At 60.0% G+C, this 17,927-nt stretch carries 17 protein-coding genes and 1 pseudogene; 8 read left to right on the top strand and 10 right to left on the bottom strand.

The window, feature by feature from the left end; translation table 11 throughout:
• The 3 genes from lpoB to ACIPLA_RS26805 form a co-directional block, all read right to left on the bottom strand.
• Nucleotides 1-580, bottom strand: a 580-nt coding sequence (gene lpoB / locus ACIPLA_RS26795; protein ID WP_401177356.1) for a penicillin-binding protein activator LpoB, incomplete at its 3' end; no start/stop codon positions are given.
• Between the two features lie 39 nt (nucleotides 581-619).
• On the bottom strand, nucleotides 620-991 hold the full coding sequence (locus ACIPLA_RS26800; protein ID WP_007899347.1) for a YcfL family protein: 372 nt from the start codon (nucleotides 989-991) through the stop codon (nucleotides 620-622).
• 15 nt (nucleotides 992-1,006) lie between these two features.
• A complete protein-coding gene (locus ACIPLA_RS26805) occupies nucleotides 1,007-2,401 on the bottom strand; it encodes a COG3014 family protein (RefSeq protein ID WP_401177360.1) in 1,395 nt (464 codons plus the stop codon).
• A 317-nt stretch (nucleotides 2,402-2,718) separates the two neighbouring features.
• On the opposite strand from ACIPLA_RS26805, the gene ACIPLA_RS26810 reads away from it, so the two are divergent.
• Nucleotides 2,719-4,617 (top strand): FTR1 family protein, encoded by a 1,899-nt coding sequence (locus tag ACIPLA_RS26810; RefSeq protein ID WP_401177363.1) that lies wholly within the window; start codon nucleotides 2,719-2,721, stop codon nucleotides 4,615-4,617.
• A gap of 131 nt (nucleotides 4,618-4,748) precedes the next feature.
• Nucleotides 4,749-5,204 carry a YaiI/YqxD family protein gene (locus tag ACIPLA_RS26815; protein ID WP_063342179.1) on the top strand — a complete coding sequence of 152 codons (456 nt, stop codon included), beginning with the start codon at nucleotides 4,749-4,751 and terminating at the stop codon, nucleotides 5,202-5,204.
• 116 nt (nucleotides 5,205-5,320) lie between these two features.
• Here the strand turns inward: ACIPLA_RS26815 and elbB are convergent, their stop codons facing one another.
• Entirely contained in the window at nucleotides 5,321-5,989 is a 669-nt protein-coding gene (elbB, locus tag ACIPLA_RS26820) for an isoprenoid biosynthesis glyoxalase ElbB (protein WP_401177367.1), read from the bottom strand.
• A gap of 114 nt (nucleotides 5,990-6,103) precedes the next feature.
• Here elbB and ACIPLA_RS26825 point away from each other — a divergent pair, with 114 nt between their 5' ends.
• A complete protein-coding gene (locus tag ACIPLA_RS26825; RefSeq protein ID WP_401177370.1) occupies nucleotides 6,104-7,351 on the top strand; it encodes a sterol desaturase family protein in 1,248 nt (415 codons plus the stop codon).
• Here ACIPLA_RS26825 and ACIPLA_RS26830 read toward each other — a convergent pair.
• Nucleotides 7,332-7,964, bottom strand: a complete 633-nt coding sequence (locus ACIPLA_RS26830; RefSeq protein ID WP_008076083.1) for a DedA family protein — start codon at nucleotides 7,962-7,964, stop codon at nucleotides 7,332-7,334. The genes ACIPLA_RS26825 and ACIPLA_RS26830 overlap by 20 nt on opposite strands.
• 198 nt (nucleotides 7,965-8,162) lie before the next feature.
• On the opposite strand from ACIPLA_RS26830, the gene hemB reads away from it, so the two are divergent.
• Together hemB and ppk1 are read left to right on the top strand one after the other, a co-directional pair.
• The gene (gene hemB, locus ACIPLA_RS26835; RefSeq protein ID WP_007899362.1) at nucleotides 8,163-9,176 is read left to right on the top strand and encodes a porphobilinogen synthase; all 1,014 of its coding nucleotides are present in this window, start codon (nucleotides 8,163-8,165) and stop codon (nucleotides 9,174-9,176) included.
• Nucleotides 9,177-9,194: 18 nt separating this feature from the next.
• Nucleotides 9,195-11,417: a polyphosphate kinase 1 gene (gene ppk1 / locus ACIPLA_RS26840; RefSeq protein ID WP_192344993.1), complete on the top strand. Its 2,223-nt coding sequence runs from the start codon at nucleotides 9,195-9,197 to the stop codon at nucleotides 11,415-11,417.
• A gap of 169 nt (nucleotides 11,418-11,586) precedes the next feature.
• Here ppk1 and ppx read toward each other — a convergent pair whose 3' ends face one another.
• From ppx to ACIPLA_RS26865, 5 genes are all read right to left on the bottom strand, one after another.
• Nucleotides 11,587-13,089 (bottom strand): exopolyphosphatase, encoded by a 1,503-nt coding sequence (gene ppx / locus ACIPLA_RS26845; protein WP_123500426.1) that lies wholly within the window; start codon nucleotides 13,087-13,089, stop codon nucleotides 11,587-11,589.
• A 247-nt stretch (nucleotides 13,090-13,336) separates the two neighbouring features.
• Nucleotides 13,337-14,074 carry an amino acid ABC transporter ATP-binding protein gene (locus ACIPLA_RS26850; RefSeq protein ID WP_008076079.1) on the bottom strand — a complete coding sequence of 246 codons (738 nt, stop codon included), beginning with the start codon at nucleotides 14,072-14,074 and terminating at the stop codon, nucleotides 13,337-13,339.
• On the bottom strand, nucleotides 14,061-14,711 hold the full coding sequence (locus ACIPLA_RS26855; protein ID WP_007899375.1) for an amino acid ABC transporter permease: 651 nt from the start codon (nucleotides 14,709-14,711) through the stop codon (nucleotides 14,061-14,063). Before ACIPLA_RS26855 ends, ACIPLA_RS26850 begins: the two co-directional genes overlap by 14 nt.
• Complete coding sequence (locus tag ACIPLA_RS26860) at nucleotides 14,708-15,379, bottom strand: amino acid ABC transporter permease (RefSeq protein WP_401177377.1); 672 nt, start codon at nucleotides 15,377-15,379, stop codon at nucleotides 14,708-14,710. Before ACIPLA_RS26860 ends, ACIPLA_RS26855 begins: the two co-directional genes overlap by 4 nt.
• A gap of 19 nt (nucleotides 15,380-15,398) precedes the next feature.
• Nucleotides 15,399-16,184, bottom strand: coding sequence for a transporter substrate-binding domain-containing protein (locus ACIPLA_RS26865; protein WP_123500424.1), 786 nt, complete (start codon nucleotides 16,182-16,184; stop codon nucleotides 15,399-15,401).
• A gap of 257 nt (nucleotides 16,185-16,441) precedes the next feature.
• Here ACIPLA_RS26865 and ACIPLA_RS26870 point away from each other — a divergent pair, with 257 nt between their 5' ends.
• From ACIPLA_RS26870 to ACIPLA_RS26880, 3 genes and pseudogenes are all read left to right on the top strand, one after another.
• Nucleotides 16,442-17,149 carry a FadR/GntR family transcriptional regulator gene (locus tag ACIPLA_RS26870; protein ID WP_123500422.1) on the top strand — a complete coding sequence of 236 codons (708 nt, stop codon included), beginning with the start codon at nucleotides 16,442-16,444 and terminating at the stop codon, nucleotides 17,147-17,149.
• Nucleotides 17,150-17,271: 122 nt separating this feature from the next.
• Nucleotides 17,272-17,601: a thioredoxin TrxA gene (gene trxA / locus ACIPLA_RS26875; protein ID WP_007899382.1), complete on the top strand. Its 330-nt coding sequence runs from the start codon at nucleotides 17,272-17,274 to the stop codon at nucleotides 17,599-17,601.
• Between the two features lie 247 nt (nucleotides 17,602-17,848).
• Nucleotides 17,849-17,927, top strand: a pseudogene (locus ACIPLA_RS26880) (Rho termination factor N-terminal domain-containing protein); the annotation flags it as partial.

A 17,927-nucleotide genomic window follows, 5' to 3' on the forward strand; every position in this document is an offset into this window, starting at 1 on the left:
CCGTGGTTTTGCGGATCTCTTTTTCGTCCATCCACTCGGCCAGACCGCTTTCAACGTCGATCAATTGCAGGCTGAATTTGTAGAAGACGTCCTTGTAATCGCTACTGCGCTTGACGATCGAGCTGATCGAACCTTCAAGACGGTATTGGGCGGCGATCATGTTGCCGGTCTTGGCCACGGTACTTTTCTTGTACAAACCGCTCTGGTTTTGCAGCTTGAGCTGGTCAACCTGGCTTTGCATGGCGGTGTTGTCGCTGGCGAAGCGGGCAGTGCCGGACTTCATCAGTTGGGTCTTGATGCTGGTGGTGATTTCCCGGGTATCGATGTACTCGCTGGTCTTGTTCTTCACGTCGTAGACCTGAACCACCGGACGGCCTTGCAGGATGCCGGACTGGGCCAGGGAGCGGGTCATGGATTCAGCGATCATCTGCAGGTCGGTGGAACCGAACTCGTTGGTCACGGTTTCCACGGCCTTGGTGTCACCGTAGCTGATGTTTTTGCTGCCAAGCGTTGGCGAAGTGTTGGCGCAACCGCTGGCCAGGAGGGCGATGACGGCGATGAACGAAAAGCGTGCAAACATGGGAATGCTCTCTAAAACTGAACGAATAGGGTGTCGGGCTTAAGGCGTTTTGATTTCGAGACGGAAATCCACGGCTTTGGCGGTTGGCGCAATCGCCTGAATGAAACTGGTCTGCTCGCCGTACATCATCTGGCTTTTCCAGGTTTCCTCTTCGGCAACCGGGAAACCTTCAGGGCCGAGCCAGGCAAAACGGTAGTAGAAGGTCTTGTTGTTGTAGCTGGTGTTGCTCAGCTGCGCATTGACCGTCATGAAGCCGTTTTCCCGGGCCACGCGCATGGCGCCGACCACGATGTTCTTGAGCTTGCCCATGGCCACGACCTTGCTGGCCGCGCTCCCTGGCTCTGGCGGTGGCGGGGTGGCGCAGCCGGCCAGCAAGGCCAGGGCGACGACAGCGATGAATTTGAAACGCATGCAAAGACTCCGTTCTTAAGGTTGTTTGAGGCTGGCCACGGCGGTCGGGTTGGCGCTCGGGATCACGTGCGCAGCCACGCCGCTGGCGAATACTTGATTGCCCACGGCGCGCAGGGTGATGACCTGAAAGCGCTGATCGACGGTGACCTTGACCACCGAACCGCCCACGGCGCTCGGCAGCGTGACGCTGTGCTCGCCTTTCTTCAAACGCAGACGCACTACCTGAGTGTTGTCCGGCAGCGTGCGCCACGTACGGGTATCGGCGCCTTCGAGTACAGCTGAAGTGATGCCGACTGCAAGACCCGCCAGCGGGTTGGTTTCATTGATCTGCTTCTGTGCCACACCACGGGTGATCGCCCGCACGGTGGTGCGCAGAATGATGCCTGGCATGTCATCACGCAGCGCGCGCCGGGACATGGCAGTGGTGCTGTTGAGTTGCGTCAGGTCCAACTGCTGACCGTCCACGCCGATTTGGGCGAACACGGCGGTGGAGGTATCCGGCTTGATGATCGGGAACGACAGCGGAGTAATCACCACGTTATTGCTGATAGGCAATGGCAGCGGAATGCGGATCGAGTCGCGGGACGGTGCGAGACCGCTTTGCACCACGATCAGGATGTCGCTGTCCTCGTTCTTGGCAGGTTTATCGAGATTCACCAGCGCCTGCTCCAGCAGTGGCGTGTTCGGACGCAGCTCGGCGGCCTTGCGATAACCTGGTGCCGCCAGATCTTTCTCGCCCAGGGCTTCGTAGACGAAGCCGGCCAGATAATGGCCGAACGCACTCTGGTAGCTGTTTTTCAGGCTGACCACTTCCGGCGCGTCGAGGCTCGCCACCGGGTAACCCTGAAGATCCTTGTACTGGGTTTTGACGCCTTCTTTCTCGGCTTGCTCTTCGCTCTTGAGGTATTCCTTGTCACGCAGGTCGGCAATCACCGCTTCACGTTCGTGAGTCTTCTTGATCGCGGTGCGCGCGCCATCGAAGTCATTCACCGCCAGCAGGTTGAGGGCCATCTGCGTGGTCAGCATGACTTTTTCGTAGTCGTAGCCTTCGTAGCGACGAACCTTGTCGTTGACCAGGAAGCTGCCGAATTGAGCCAGGTACTTGTCGGTGTCGAGCTTGACCGCGTCTTCCCACTTTCCCACCACCTGATCGGCGCTGGTCCAGGCGTTCTGGCTGCCGGACAAGTCGCCCTTGGCGCGCAGCAGTTCGCCCTTCTCGAAGTAATAGAGCAGGTCTTTGTCTTTGCTGGTGTTGTTCTTTTCCAGCAGGGTCAAGGCGGCGTCGACGTTGCCGGAGGCCAGTTGCTGGTTGGTTTGTGCAAGTTCCGAATCGTAGTTACGAAAGGCCGAGCAGCCGGAAAGCAACGTGACAGCGCTGAGCGCGATCAAGGTGGGGGCACGGAATGCCATAAGGGGTACGTCTTCCCTGAATTTAAGCAGCCGCGTGCTGGTCGGGCTGTTGGGACCCATCGGCAGGGCTGTTGGCCTCCTGCCAATTCCTCATAAAAAGAGGAGCTTAAATGCCATATCGCAATAACGACGGCGCGGCATTATAAACAGGGATGCTGGCCATGTAATGGCTTTTTAATCGCATCTTTTCACAAAGTGCCATTACTTATTTCAGACCGGGCACCGCAGTGTTTTCCCAGGAAATTCCAACAAAGCTTGAGCGAAACTGATTGGAAGTGAACAATGTGTTACTTCGTATTTCCATTTGAGAGTTATTCATGACTGCCTCCTCTCGTTTTCTGGCGTGGCTCGTGCTGCCGATGATCGCGTTCTGCAGCTTCAATGCGCTGGCCGAAACCGCAGAAGGTGCGCCCAAGGCCCTGCATTTGCTCGATTACATTGGCGCCGATTATCCGGCGACGGTCGAGGCAGGCAAGGTCATCGATGAGTCTGAATACCGCGAACAGCAGGAATTCCTCAAGGTGCTGCAAGGTTTGATCGCCGATTTACCGGCCAAACCCGAACGCGCAGAGCTGGAGCAGGGCGTCGACAGCCTTGGCGCTGCGATCGCCGCTCGCAAGGATGGCGCGGATGTTGCCCGTCAGGCGCGGCAGCTGGGGGCAAAACTGGCGGTGACCTATGAGGTCAGCCAGGCCCCGGTTATCACTCCAGACCCGACTCGCGGCGCGCCGCTGTATACCCAGCAATGCTCGGTGTGCCATGGCGATGCGGGCGCCGGTGACGGTCCGGCGGGTGTCGGCATGACGCCACCGCCGGCCAATCTGCGCGATGCCGTGCGACTGGACCGTCTGAGCCTCTATGCGATCTACAACACGCTGGGCATGGGGGTTGAAGGCACCGACATGCCGGCCTTCGCCGATCAGTTGGATGATCGTCAACGTTGGGACCTGGCGACCTATATCGCCAGCTTCAGCGCCGATCCGGCTGCGGCCAAATCCGAGAAAACCTACAACATCGCCGACCTGGCACGTCAGACGCCAGCCGAAGTGCAGGCCGCTGAAGGTCCGCAAGCGGCCGCCACTTTCCGAGCGCAACGTGCGCAACCGCCCCAGGTCAAGCGTGGTCCGGGGCAGTTGCTTGATTACACGGCGGCCACCCTGGACAAGAGCATCGCAGCCTACCGCGCCGGCGATCACGATCAGGCTTATGACTTGTCGGTAGCGGCGTACCTGGAAGGCTTCGAGCTGGTCGAAAGCTCTCTGGACAACGTCGACGCCAACGTGCGCAAAGACACCGAAAAATCCCTGATGGCGTACCGTCAGTCGTTGCAGGACGGCTTGCCGGTGGCCCAGGCCGAGCAGCGCCTGGAAGCGGCCAAAGCCAAGTTGAAAGAGTCCGCTGGCCTGCTGGGCAGTGATGGCTTGAGCTGGTCGCTGAGCTACATTTCCGGTCTGTTGATTCTGCTGCGTGAAGGTCTGGAAGCGATTCTGGTGCTCGCGGCGATCCTCGCATTCCTGCGCAATACCGGTCAGCAATCGGCGGTACGCAGCGTCAACATCGGTTGGGGCCTGGCACTGCTGGCCGGGCTGGCGACCTGGGCGGTTGCGGCTTATGTGATCGACGTCAGCGGCGCCCAGCGTGAACTGCTGGAAGGCGCGACGGCGTTGTTTGCCAGTGTCATGGTGCTCTGGCTCGGCGTGTGGATGCATGACCGTCGCCACGCAGCGGCCTGGCAGGATTACATCAAGAGCAGCCTGGTGAGCGGTGGCGGGCGTTTCGGCTTTGCGATTCTGGCGTTCTTCTCGGTGTATCGCGAGCTGTTCGAAGTGATCCTGTTTTACGAAACCCTGTGGTTGCAGGCCGGGCCGGCAGGACACAACGCCGTAATGGCGGGCGGGGCGACGGCGCTGGTATTGCTGATCGGCCTGGCCTGGGTGATTCTGCGCGGCTCGGCGAAACTGCCGCTGGCGTTGTTCTTCGGCATCAATGCCGGGTTGTTGTGCGCATTGTCAGTGGTGTTTGCCGGCCATGGCGTGAAGGCGTTGCAGGAAGCCGGGATCTTCGGCACGCGGCCGGTGCCGTTCTTTGACTTCGACTGGCTGGGGATCCACGCTGATGCGTATTCGCTGAGTGCTCAGGCCGTGGCGATCATTGCGATCATCGTGTTGTACAGCCGTAGCCGGATGGCCGAGAAGCGGCGGGTGTCGGTTTCTTAAAGCATTCGCTGCGCTCATAATCGCGGGCAAGCCTCGCTCCTACAGGTCCGTGTCGTGCGCATATTCCGCGAACGATATAAATCCGTAGGAGCGAGGCTTGCCCGCGAAGCTTTTTAGAATAGGTACAAACAATGCGCGTGTGGATCGATGCCGACGCCTGCCCTCGGGCAGCCAAGGATCTGGTGGTGAAGTTCGCCCTCAAGCGCCAGTTCGAAGTGGTGCTGGTGGCCGGCCAGCCGCAGATCAAACCGGGCCTGGCGCTGGTGAAGTTGATCGTAGTACCCAGCGGCCCGGATGCCGCCGACGATTACCTGGTGGAACACGCCGCGCCGGGTGAGCTGGTAATTTGCAGCGATGTGCCGCTTGCGGACCGGTTGGTGAAGAAAGGCGTGGCGGCGCTGGATCCGCGGGGCAAGGAGTTCGATGCGCAGAACATGGGCGATCGGCTGGCGGTGCGTAACCTGTTCACCGATCTGCGCGAGCAGGGCCAGATGAGCGGCGGGCCGGCGCCGTTTGGCGAGCGCGAGAAGCAGGCATTCGCCAATGCGCTGGACCGGATACTTACGCGGTTGTCGCGCAAGTCTTGAGCCATGCATTGAACCCTGTGGGAGCGGGCTTGCTCGCGAAAGCGGTGTACCAGCCAACATCAATGTTGAATGTCAGTCAGTCCTCGCGAGCAAGCCCGCACCCACATTGAACTGTGTCAGTCGTCGTTTTCGTGGGTCAGTTCCAGCACGCGGTCGACCAGTTTGTTGATGCCGGAAGCGGCCTCGCTGATCGATTGCGCCAGCATGTACGCCGGAGTGCTCACCAGCTTGCGCGCCTTGTCTTCGACGATGTCGGTCACCGCGCACTCGGCATGGGTGGCGCCCATTTTGTTCATCGCGGCGGCGGTATCGGCATCGTTGCCGATGGTGCAGGTCACGCCCGGGCCGTAGATCTTGGCCGCCAGGGCCGGCGAGATGCAGATCAGCCCCACCGGCTTGCCGGCCTCGGCGAACGCTTCGGTCAACGCCAGGACGTCAGGCTGAACGCTGCATCCGGCACCTTCGACGGCAAAGGTCGACAGATTTTTGGCCGATCCGAATCCGCCGGGAACGATCAGCGCATCGAAGTCTTCGACGCTGGCTTCACGGATATCCTTGATGTTGCCCCGGGCGATCCGTGCCGATTCCACCAGCACGTTGCGTGCCTCGGGCATTTCTTCGCCGGTCAGGTGGTTGATCACATGCAACTGCGCGATATTGGGTGCGAAACACTGCACCTGGGCGCCGCGCTGGTCCAGCCGCAGCAGGGTGATCACGCTTTCGTGGATTTCGGCGCCGTCGTACACGCCGCAGCCGGAAAGGATCACTGCAATTTTTTTGCTCATGGGCTTTTCTCCAGATTCATGGCGTTAAATGTCCACTAATTTGTCACTCGTTGCCATAGGGTTAATACGCGGCTCCACCTAATCTCTGCTGAACGATTCTGATCAGGGCGCGTCATGGACTTCATTCTGTATGCGGTGCCGTTTTTCTTTGTGCTGATTGCGGTCGAGTTGCTGGCCGACCGTTGGCGCGGGGTGAGCAATTACCGCGTGGCAGACGCGATCAACAGCATCAGCACCGGCGTACTGTCGACCACCACGGGTCTGTTGACCAAAGGCGTCGGTCTGGTGACTTATGCCTTCGCCCTGAAGCACCTGGCCGTGATCGAACTCTCGGCCGACAGCATCTGGGTCTGGGTGTTTGCTTTCGTCTTCTACGACTTCTGCTACTACTGGCTGCACCGCATGGGCCACGAGCGCAATATCCTCTGGGCCGCCCACTCGGTGCATCACCAGAGCGAGGACTACAACCTCTCCACGGCCTTGCGCCAGACAAGCACCGGGTTTGTGTTGAGCTGGATTTTCTACCTGCCCATGGCCGTGCTCGGCGTTCCACTCGTGGTGTTCGTCAGCGTTGCGGCGCTGAATCTGCTGTACCAATTCTGGGTGCATACCCGGCACATTCCCAAGCTCGGCTGGTTCGAATGGGTCTTCGTCACGCCGTCCAATCATCGGGCTCACCATGCACAGAACGCTCTTTACATGGATCGCAACTACGGCGGGGTGTTCATTATTTGGGACCGTCTATTTGGCTCGTTCCAGGAAGAGGACGATAACGAGCCGGTGATTTTCGGCGTGACCACACCGCTGGCGAGCTGGAATCCGTTGTGGGCGAACGTGCAGTTCTATGCGCAGCTGTGGGATGACGCGCGGCGTGCCGAAAACGGGTGGGACAAGCTGCGGATCTGGTTCATGCGCACCGGTTGGCGACCAGCGGATGTGGCGGCCAAGTACCCGATGAACAAACCGGACCTGAGCCAGTTCCGCAAATTCGAGGTGCCGCTGGACGGGCGCCAACAGTGGTATGTGGCGCTGCAATTTTGCGCCTACATCGCCTTGGGCAGTTACTTGATGAACCTGGAGCAAAGTCTGCCGACCGCAGCCCTGGTGTTGGGCTGGGGCGCCGTGACACTGGGGCTGTTTGTGCTGGGCGCGGCCCTGGAAAATCGCCCGCAGGCGTTGAGGCTGGAGTTGTTGCGGCTGGCGTCGAACCTGCCGCTGGTGTGGCTGGCGCCAATGGTCGGGTTATGGCCGGACAGTGTAATGGGCAACGCGGTGGGCTGGGTGGGGCTGCTCAGTTATAGCCTGCTCAGCGGGATCGGTCTCTACTGTTGTAGAAACCGCTTCACTCGATGGGCGTCGTAGGTTCGCTGGACTTGGCCTGTTCGGCTTTCAACGCTTGCTCGTCGGCATAGATCTTCTTCGCCAGACGGGCATTCTTGAAGCGCCGCCGTAGCCACAGGCAAAAGCCCAGTACCAGCAGGGCGCCCAGCACCCACAGCTCATACTTCTTGACGCTGCCCAGCATGCCTTCGAGCACTGCGCCGAAATGATAGGCGGCGGAAGCCAGCGCGGCGGCCCAGATGGCTGCGCCAATCCCGTTGAGCAGCAGATAACGTCCCGGCGGATAGCCCGACAGACCGATCGCCACTGGCATCACGGTGCGCAGTCCATAGACAAAGCGGAAGCTCAGCACCCAGATGTCCGGGTGCTTGCGGATATGTTCCAGCGCCCGATCGCCCATCAGTTGCCAGCGCGGTTTGCGCGCCAGCAGTTTGCGCCCGTGCTTGCGTCCCAGGAAATACCACAGCTGATCGCCGGCATAACTGCCGAGGAATGCCACGAGCATCACCACCTTGATGTCCATGTATCCACGGAACGCAAGGAAGCCCGCGAGCACCAGGATGGTTTCGCCTTCGAAGAACGTGCCGAGAAAGAGGGCGAAGTAGCCGAATTCCTGAAGAAATTGTTGGAGCATTGTCTGGGTGCTGGCGAAATGAACGCGCAGCCTAACCCCTCGGACACATTCAGGAAAGTGTCAAAATGTGTCTCGACGTGAACATTTCCTACAAGGACAATGGAATGCGGCTTCCTGAAGCACAACTGTCATCCGTTCGTCATAATGGCCGCTTATAACTGTCACGCTCGCCCGCCAGCGCGGGCTCAGGAGTCTGCCGTGAGCTTTACCCCCGCCAATCGTTTGTTTCCTGCAACCCGCCTGCGTCGCAACCGTCGTGATGATTTCTCGCGTCGACTGGTCCGTGAAAACGTACTGACCGTCGATGACCTGATCCTGCCGGTGTTCGTGCTGGACGGTGAAAACCGTCGCGAAGCGGTGGCGTCGATGCCGGGCGTCGAGCGCCTGACCATCGACCTGTTGCTGGAAGAAGCGGCCAAGTGGGTTGAGCTGGGGATTCCGGCCCTGGCATTGTTCCCGGTGACGCCGCCGGAGCTCAAATCCCTGGACGCCGCTGAAGCCTGGAACCCCAACGGCATCGCCCAGCGCGCCACCCGAGCCCTGCGTGACCGGTTCCCGGAGTTGGGGGTGATCACCGACGTCGCCCTGGACCCGTTTACCACCCACGGTCAGGACGGCATTCTCGACGAAGAAGGCTACGTGCAGAACGACATTACCGTCGACGCACTGGTTAAACAGGCCCTGTCCCACGCCGAAGCCGGCGCTCAGGTGGTGGCGCCTTCGGACATGATGGACGGTCGCATTCAGGCGATCCGCGAAGCGCTGGAGCTGGCCGATCACGTCAACGTGCGGATCATGGCTTATTCGGCCAAGTACGCCAGCGCCTATTACGGCCCGTTCCGCGATGCGGTGGGTTCGGCGCTGAACCTGGGCAAGGCCAACAAGGCCTCCTATCAGATGGACCCGGCCAACAGCAACGAAGCCCTGCACGAAGTGGCGGCGGACTTGTCAGAAGGCGCGGACATGGTCATGGTCAAGCCAGGCATGCCGTATCTGGATATCCTTTACCGGGTTAAAGAAGAATTTAAAGTGCCGACCTTTGTCTATCAGGTCAGCGGTGAATACGCCATGCACATGGCAGCGATCCAGAATGGCTGGTTGAGCGAAGGGGTTATCCTCGAATCCCTGACCGCTTTTAAACGTGCAGGCGCTGATGGCATCCTGACTTACTTTGCCGTCCGTGCTGCTCAATTGTTACGAGAGCAAAAATAGCCCTCCCAGGAACATTCGATGAATACCGAAGGACTCACTGAAGTTGCCGTAAAAGACGCTCAACCTGTGGTGGAGCCAATCGCCGAAACCCCGCCGGAGCTGGAGCCTGCTCCTGCCGCGGTGGTGGCCGAGCCCGTTGTTGCGGCGCCAGCGATTGCCATTCCCGGCCTGGATGACAGCAGCCTGTACATCCATCGTGAGCTCTCGCAACTGCAGTTCAACATCCGCGTGCTGGAACAGGCGCTGGATGAGTCCTACCCATTGCTGGAGCGGCTGAAGTTTCTGCTGATTTTCTCCAGCAACCTGGACGAGTTCTTCGAGATTCGTGTGGCCGGCCTGAAGAAGCAGATCACCTTCGCTCGCGAACAGGCTGGCGCCGATGGCCTGCAACCGCACCAGGCCCTGGCTCGCATCAGTGAACTGGTGCATGGCCACGTCGATCGCCAATACGCGATCCTCAATGACATTCTGTTGCCGGAACTGGAAAAACATCAGGTCCGCTTCATCCGTCGCCGTTACTGGACCACCAAGCTCAAGACCTGGGTTCGTCGTTATTTCCGCGACGAGATCGCCCCGATCATCACTCCGATCGGCCTCGACCCAACGCACCCGTTTCCGTTGCTGGTGAACAAGAGCCTGAACTTCATCGTCGAGCTCGAAGGCATCGACGCCTTCGGTCGCGACTCCGGTCTGGCGATTATCCCGGCGCCGCGTCTACTGCCTCGGATCATCAAGGTGCCGGAAGAAGTCGGCGGTCCCGGCGACAACTATGTGTTCCTGTCGTCGATGATCCACGCCCACGCCGATGACCTGTTCCAGGGCATGAAGGTCAAGGGCTGCTACCAGTTCCGCCTGACCCGAAACGCCGACCTCGCGGTCGACACCGAAGATGTCGAAGACCTGGCCCGCGCCCTGCGCGGCGAGTTGTTCTCCCGCCGCTACGGTGACGCGGTGCGGCTGGAAGTTGCCGATACCTGCCCGAAACACTTGTCCGACTACCTGCTCAAGCAGTTCAACCTGCATGAGACCGAGTTGTATCAGGTCAACGGCCCGGTCAACCTGACCCGGCTGTTCAGCATCACTGGCCTGGACAGTCATCCGGAGCTGCAATACAACCCGTTCACCCCGCAGATCCCGAAACTGCTGCAAAACAGCGAGAACATTTTCAGCGTGATCAGCAAGCAGGACATTCTGCTGCTGCACCCGTTCGAGTCGTTCACCCCGGTGGTCGACTTGCTGCGTCAGGCAGCGAAAGACCCGCATGTGTTGGCGGTACGCCAGACGTTGTATCGAAGCGGCGCCAACTCCGAGATCGTCGATGCGCTGGTGGACGCTGCGCGTAACGGCAAGGAAGTGACGGCAGTGATCGAATTGCGCGCGCGGTTCGATGAAGAGTCCAACCTGCAACTGGCCAGCCGTCTGCAAGCGGCCGGTGCGGTGGTGATTTACGGCGTGGTTGGTTTCAAGACCCACGCTAAGATGATGCTGATTTTGCGTCGCGAGGCTGGCGAGATTGTCCGCTACGCCCACTTGGGGACCGGCAACTATCACGCGGCCAACGCCCGTCTGTATACCGACTACAGCCTGCTGACCTCCGACGATGCCTTGTGCGAAGACGTCGGCAAACTGTTCAGCCAGCTGATCGGTATGGGCAAGACCCTGCGCATGAAGAAACTGCTGCACGCACCGTTCACGTTGAAGAAGGGCATGCTTGATATGATTGCCCGGGAGACGCAATTCGCCCTCGACGGCAAACCGGCGCACATCATCGCCAAGTTCAACTCGCTGACCGACCCGAAGGTCATCCGCGCGTTGTACAAGGCCAGTCAGTCCGGGGTGCGTATCGATCTGGTGGTGCGCGGCATGTGCTGCCTGCGACCGGGCATCGCCGGGGTCTCCCACAACATCCATGTGCGCTCGATCATCGGTCGCTTCCTGGAACACACCCGGGTCTTCTACTTCCTCAACGGCGGCGAAGAGCAGATGTTCCTGTCTAGCGCCGACTGGATGGAGCGCAACCTCGACAAGCGCGTCGAGACTTGCTTCCCGGTCGAGGGCAAGAAGCTGATTTTGCGGGTCAAGAAAGAGCTGGAGCTTTATCTCACCGATAACACCCACAGCTGGAGCCTGCAGTCGGACGGTCGCTACATCCGCAACACGCCGACCGGCAACCAGAACCCGCGCAGTGCCCAGGCAACTTTGCTTGAGCGTTTGGGTAGCCCGATTCTGGCTGTTCGTTAACGCGCAAAACCTGTGGGAGCGGGCTTGCTCGCGAAGGGGGCAGCACATTCAGCATGGATGTTGACTGACACACCGCCTTCGCGAGCAAGCCCGCTCCCACATGGGGCTTGCATCGTCTGCTGAATCGCGGGCACAAAAAAAGGCCTTCCGAAGAAGGCCTTTTTCAATTTCAACGAACGTTAAGGACGAAGCTGACGCGAGTCAGCCATTCCGCTTCCAGGGCGAAGTCGGCCTGGGTCAACTGGTTGTCGTCCAGCCAGTGTTCCGGGAACAACACGTCCAGGCTGTCGCCATTGGCGTGCAGCACGACCTGTGGCATTTCCTGGATACCGCGGATGTGATGGAACAGAATCGCAAAACGCAGTAGCACGCACAGACGAATCAGCTTGATGCCGTCGTCGCCGAATTCGGCGAACTTGTCCTTGGGAATGTTGCGTCGGTGGCCACGTACCAGTAGCGCGAGCATTTGCTGATCTTCGCGGGAGAATCCGGCCAGGTCCGAGTGCTCGATCAGGTAGGCGCCGTGCTTGTGGTACTGATAGTGGGCAATGTCCAGGCCCACTTCATGGACCTTGGCGGCCCAGCTCAGCAATTCGCGCCAGACACCGTCATCCAGCTGCCAATCCTCGGCCACTTGATCGAAGGCATGCAGCGCCTTGCGTTCGACCCGTGCGGCTTGTTCCAGATCAACGTGGTAACGCTCCATCAGCGAGCTGAGAGTGCGCTCACGCACGTCTTCATGATGATGACGGCCCAACAGGTCATAGAGCACGCCTTCGCGCAGGGCGCCTTCACAGTGGTCCATGCGTTGCAATTCGAGGGCGTCGAAGATCGCTTCGAGAATCGCCAGCCCGGCGGGGAAAATCGCCCGGCGGTCGGGCTTGATCCCTTCGAAATCGATTTTCTCGGCATCGCCGAGTTTGAACAGCTTGCGCTTGAGCCAGGCCAGGCCTTCGGCATTCACTTCGCCAGTGCCATGCCCGCCGGCCTTCAGCGCCAGGCCAATGGCGCGAATGGTGCCCGAGGAGCCGATGGCTTCATCCCAGGTCAGGCGGTGCAGGGCGTGTTCGATGCTCATGATCTCCAGCCGCGCCGCGGTGTACGCCTGGGCGTAGCGGGCCGGGGTGATCTTGCCATCCTTGAAGTAGCGCTGGGTATAGCTGACGCAGCCCATTTGCAGGCTTTCGCGCAGCAGCGGCTCGAAGCGCTGGCCGATGATGAATTCGGTACTGCCGCCGCCGATGTCGGCCACCAGGCGCTTGCCCGGCGTGTCGGCGAGGGTGTGGGAGACGCCGAGGTAAATCAGGCGCGCTTCTTCACGGCCAGAGATGACTTCTACCGGATGGCCAAGAATTTCTTCGGCGCGGTGGATGAATTCGGCGCGGTTACGGGCTTCGCGCAGGGCGTTGGTGCCGACGATTCGCACGGTGCCGGGCGGCATACCGCTGATCAGTTGGGCGAAACGCTTCAGGCAATCGAGCCCGCGCTGCATGGATTCTTCGCTGAGTTGGCGCTCTTCGTCGATGCCGGCGGCCAGCTGAACCTTCTCCCCGAGACGTTCGAGAATCCGGATTTCGCCGTTCTGGGCCTTGGCCACGACCATGTGAAAGCTGTTGGAGCCCAGGTCGATTGCGGCGATCAGGGACAGATTCTTGGCTTGGGATTGCGGCATGGTCAGGGGGTCTCGGTCGATAACCTCGACATCCTGCCACGATCAAACGCTGCCGCCAACGCGTAGGCGCTGTCGAAGGCTGCGATCTTTTACCGCGGGTGGCATTCGTGGCGTTGCGGAGGGCCTCTTCGCGGGCAAGCCTCGCTCCTACAAGGAATTTGTGTTGCCCACAAACCCGCGTGCGGCGCAAAACCCTGTAGGAGCGAGGCTTGCCCGCGAAGACGTCCGAACAGGAGCTGAAGATCTATCAGCCCGCCGCCTCAACCGTCCCGATAAAATTCGCCAGCTCCGCCGTCTGCGGGTTGGCAAACAATACCTTCGGATCCCCCACCTCATGCACCTTGCCATGGTGCATGAACACCAATTTGTCCCCAACCTCGCGGGCAAAGCGCATTTCATGGGTGACCATGATCAGCGTCATGCCCTCCTTGGCCAGTTGCCGGACCACGCTCAGCACTTCGTTGACCAGTTCCGGGTCCAGCGCCGAGGTGATTTCATCGCACAACAGCACCTTCGGCGACATCGCCAGCGCCCGGGCAATCGCCACCCGCTGTTGCTGGCCGCCAGACAGTCGGTCGGGGAAGGCATCGAATTTTTCCCCCAACCCCACCCGTTCCAGCATCTGCCGCGCCAGTTCGGCGGCTTTGGCTTTCGGCACTTTCTGCACTACTTGCGGCGCGAGCATGACGTTTTCGCCCACAGTGAGGTGCGGGAACAGATTGAACTGCTGGAACACCATCCCGACTTTCTGCCGCAGGCTGCGCAGGTCGGCGCGGGCGGCGTCGAGGTATTCGCCGTCGACTTCGATCACGCCGTCATTGATCGACTCCAGACCATTGAGGGTGCGCAGCAAGGTGGATTTGCCCGAGCCGCTACGGCCGATGATCGCCACCACCTGGCCTTCGTCGACACTCAGGTCGATGCCTTTGAGCACATGGTGGTCGCCGTAATACTTATGCAGGGCGGAAATTCTAAGCAGAGGCATGCAGTCTCCTTTCCAGGTAGCGCGCACTGAGGGACAAGGGGTAGCAGAGCAGGAAGTAACCGAGCGCCACCAGGCCGTAGACCATGAAGGGCTCGAAGGTCGCGTTGGCGAGCATGCCGCCGGTCTTGGTCAGTTCGGTGAAGCCTATGATCGAAGTGACGGCGGTACCTTTGACCACTTGCACCGAGAAACCCACGGTTGGCGCCACGGCGATGCGCAGGGCTTGCGGCAGGATCACGTAACGCAGTTGCTCCAGCGGATTGAGCGCCAGGCTCGACGAGGCTTCCCATTGGCCATTGGGAATCGAATCGACACAACCGCGCCAGATCTCCGCCAGGTAAGCGCTGGTGAACAGCGTCAAGGCGATCGCCGCGGCCATCCACGGCGAAATCTCCACACCGGCCAACGCCACACCGAAGAACACCAGAAACAGCTGCATCAATAGCGGCGTGCCCTGGAACAGTTCGATGTAGGTGCGGGCGAAGTGGCTGGGCAGGGATTTTTTTGAAATCCGCATCACCATGATCAGCAATCCGATCAGCCCGCCGCCGATAAACGCCACCAGCGACAATGCCAGGGTCCATTGCAGGCCCGTGAGCAGGTTGCGCAGGATGTCCCAGAAGGTGAAATCGCTCATTGGCTGCAGCTCCTTGCTATGTAGCGCCGGCCGATCCAGTTCAGCAATTGGCGGATCAGCAGCGCCATGCACAGGTAGATCAGTGTGGTCAGGGCATAGGTTTCAAAGGCGCGGAAGTTGCGCGATTGAATGAAGTTGGCGGCGAAGCTCAGCTCTTCGGTGGCGATCTGCGAACAGACCGCCGAGCCGAGCATGACGATGATGATCTGGCTGCTCAGGGCCGGCCAGACCTTGCCCAGCGCCGGTAGCAGAACCACGTGGCGGAAGGCTTCGAAGCGGGTCATTGCCAGGGCGGCCGCGGCTTCCAGCTGCCCGCGGGGGATCGCTTGAATGCCGGCGCGGATGATCTCGGTCGAATAGGCGCCAAGGTTGATCACCATCGCCAGCACCGCCGCCTGCCATTCGGAAATCTGCAGGCCCAGCGACGGCAAACCGAAAAAGATGAAAAACAACTGCACCAGGAATGGCGTGTTGCGGATCAACTCGACGTAAACCCCGAAAATGCCGGCGAACGGGCGGATGTTCCACGCCCGCACCAGTGCCCCGACGATACCCAGACCGACCCCGAGCACCGCGCCAATGGCCGTCAACTCAAGGGTGAACAGCGCACCGCGCAGCAGCAGATCGGTGTTTTCCACCACCGGCAAGAAATCGAACTGATAAGCCATAAGTCGTCTCCGCGAACGATCAGAGATCGGCCGGCAGCGGCTCTTTCAGCCAGGTTTGCGAGTTCTTTTCCAGCGCACCGTCAGCCTTGGCCGTGGTGAGGATGTCGTTGACCTTGCCCAGCAGCGCCGGCTCGTTCTTGTTCACGCCAACGTAAACCGGCGAGTCCTTGAGCTTCACCTTGAGGGCTGGCACGCGTTTCGGGTTTTTTTCGCTGATCGCTACCATCACCACGTTGCCACTGGCGATCAGGTCGACTTGCCCTGCGAGGTAAGCGGCGATGGTCGAGTTGTTGTCTTCGAAGCGTTTGATGGTCGCGCCTTCGGGAGCGACTTTGGTCAGCTCGATGTCTTCGATGGCACCACGGGTGACGCTGATGGTTTTGCCCTTGAGATCGTCCAGGCCCTTGATGGCGGCGTCTGGCGGGCCGAATACAGCGAGGTAGAACGGCGCGTAGGCACGGGAGAAGTCGATGACTTTCTCGCGCTCAGGGTTCTTGCCGAGGCTGGAAATCACCAGGTCGACTTTGCCGGTGGTCAGGAACGGAATGCGGTTGGTGCTGTTGACCGGGGTCAGTTCGAGTTTGACCTTGAGTTGGTCGGCCAGCAGTTTGGCGGTGTCGATATCGAGGCCGCGAGGTTTCATGTCCGGGCCGACCGAACCGAACGGCGGGAAGTCCTGGGGCACGGCGACTTTGAGGGTGCCGCGCTTGACCACATCCTCCAGACCGTCGGCGTGGGCGGGTGCCTGGCTCAGCATCAAGCTGGCAAACAGGGTGGCGAGGAGGACGCTGTAACGCATGGTCATGGCAAATCTCCGGATCGGCGGGAAGTGATTTCTGCGGATCGACAGAGCACGGGCCATGCCAAGATTGGTTTTTGGGGGCCGCAGGCCACGGTTTTGCTGGTGTCGCTCGGTCTTACTGGTCTGAACAGTTGAGTGACATTTCGCACCCTGATGGCGCACCCGTGAAAATTCCCGAACCCCCATGGGGCACGACTTGCCGGACGTCGCGAATAGCTTTACAACTAGCCGCTCATTGGCCTGGCTCGTCTGAAAAAACCATGAACTCGATCTCCCGCGCCGTACCCGAAGTGGCGCTGCAAGCCATCCGCAAACTGATCACCGAGCAAGGTTTCGGGGCGGGGGATGCCTTGCCCTCGCAACGGGACCTGGCGGTGCAATTGGGGGTCAGTCGAGCGTCATTGCGTGAGGCGTTATCGTCCCTGAGCGCACTGGGCGTGATCAGTATCCAGCCGGGCAAGGGCGTGTTTGTGCAGTCACCGGTCGATCTGCCCCGGGGCGATGCGGCGCCGGGCTGGCCGTTCGCGGCCCAGGCATCGCCGCTGGACATCTTCCAGTTGCGCTATGCGCTGGAAGGTTTTGCCGCCGGGCTGGCGGCCGTGACCCTGAGCACCGATGAGCTAGATGCCCTGGAAGACAATGTCGCCGCCATGCGCACCGAATTGCGTGCCGCCGACTTCGATGCAGCGGCACGACTGGACTTCGAGTTTCACCGGCGCATCCTCCTGGCCAGCGGCAATCAGGCGATGCTGAGCATTCTGACGGCCAGCGCCGACATCTTCCTGGAGAGCCAGAAGCTACCGTTCATCCGGGCCGAACGGGCCATGGAAACCTGGCAGGAACACCGTAAAATCCTCCGTGCGCTGGCTCGTCGGGCCTCTGGTGCCGCGCAGAAGGCCATGCAGGAGCATGTGCGCAATGCCGCCCTGCGTACCGGAATTGCTTTCGTCGCTCCCGCCACCTCATGACTTGAGCTATACCCAAACTCATGGGCCACCATAGCGAGACTCAATCATCTGCGGCTTCCTGAACACGGGAAGGGCGGCTATGATGGGCCACGTTTTTTATTGCTTACAACCCGGAGACATCCATGAGCAGCGATCTTATCAAGCACGTCACCGACGCTAACTTCGAAGAAGAAGTACTGAAGGCTGCTGGCCCTGTGCTTGTTGACTACTGGGCTGAGTGGTGCGGCCCTTGCAAAATGATCGCCCCGGTTCTGGACGAGATCGCTGGCACCTACGCTGGCAAGCTGACCGTCGCCAAGCTGAACATCGACGAAAACCAGGAAACCCCGGCCAAGCACGGCGTACGTGGTATCCCGACGCTGATGCTGTTCAAGAACGGCAACGTCGAAGCCACCAAGGTCGGTGCGCTGTCGAAGTCGCAACTGGCTGCTTTCCTCGACGCCAACATCTAAGCGTTGTTATAAAGCGTCATGAAAAGGCCCCGCATAATGCGGGGCCTTTTCGTTATTGAGGGCTAGACGCTCCGAAACTCAGGTGGTACATTCGGCCCCGCACTGGTTTCTCCACTGCCCCCTGCTAGCCGTCGCCGACGCACTCCTTTTCGAATAAGTACGCGATCCTGTCGCCTTCTCTGCGGCGCGGCCTCATTAAGCCAAAAGCTTAATTTCCCCCCTCCATAAATGATTACGTCATTCCTATATGAATCTGACTGAACTAAGCAAAAGCCGATTACCGAACTGCTCGAATTGGCCGAACAGATGGGCATAGAAAATATGGC

The organism is Pseudomonas sp. NPDC086112 (assembly GCF_044746425.1).
In the GTDB taxonomy this organism is placed as follows: Bacteria; Pseudomonadota; Gammaproteobacteria; order Pseudomonadales; family Pseudomonadaceae; genus Aquipseudomonas.

Coding starts and splice junctions, on each gene's coding strand:
- ACIPLA_RS26800 (WP_007899347.1), bottom strand. CDS start 991: ATGCGTTTCAAATTCATCGCTGTCGTCGCCCTGGCCTTGCTGGCCGGC.
- ACIPLA_RS26805 (WP_401177360.1), bottom strand. CDS start 2,401: ATGGCATTCCGTGCCCCCACCTTGATCGCGCTCAGCGCTGTCACGTTG.
- ACIPLA_RS26810 (WP_401177363.1), top strand. CDS start 2,719: ATGACTGCCTCCTCTCGTTTTCTGGCGTGGCTCGTGCTGCCGATGATC.
- ACIPLA_RS26815 (WP_063342179.1), top strand. CDS start 4,749: ATGCGCGTGTGGATCGATGCCGACGCCTGCCCTCGGGCAGCCAAGGAT.
- elbB (WP_401177367.1), bottom strand. CDS start 5,989: ATGAGCAAAAAAATTGCAGTGATCCTTTCCGGCTGCGGCGTGTACGAC.
- ACIPLA_RS26825 (WP_401177370.1), top strand. CDS start 6,104: ATGGACTTCATTCTGTATGCGGTGCCGTTTTTCTTTGTGCTGATTGCG.
- ACIPLA_RS26830 (WP_008076083.1), bottom strand. CDS start 7,964: ATGCTCCAACAATTTCTTCAGGAATTCGGCTACTTCGCCCTCTTTCTC.
- ppk1 (WP_192344993.1), top strand. CDS start 9,195: ATGAATACCGAAGGACTCACTGAAGTTGCCGTAAAAGACGCTCAACCT.
- ppx (WP_123500426.1), bottom strand. CDS start 13,089: ATGCCGCAATCCCAAGCCAAGAATCTGTCCCTGATCGCCGCAATCGAC.
- ACIPLA_RS26850 (WP_008076079.1), bottom strand. CDS start 14,074: ATGCCTCTGCTTAGAATTTCCGCCCTGCATAAGTATTACGGCGACCAC.
- ACIPLA_RS26855 (WP_007899375.1), bottom strand. CDS start 14,711: ATGAGCGATTTCACCTTCTGGGACATCCTGCGCAACCTGCTCACGGGC.
- ACIPLA_RS26860 (WP_401177377.1), bottom strand. CDS start 15,379: ATGGCTTATCAGTTCGATTTCTTGCCGGTGGTGGAAAACACCGATCTG.
- ACIPLA_RS26865 (WP_123500424.1), bottom strand. CDS start 16,184: ATGACCATGCGTTACAGCGTCCTCCTCGCCACCCTGTTTGCCAGCTTG.
- ACIPLA_RS26870 (WP_123500422.1), top strand. CDS start 16,442: ATGAACTCGATCTCCCGCGCCGTACCCGAAGTGGCGCTGCAAGCCATC.
- trxA (WP_007899382.1), top strand. CDS start 17,272: ATGAGCAGCGATCTTATCAAGCACGTCACCGACGCTAACTTCGAAGAA.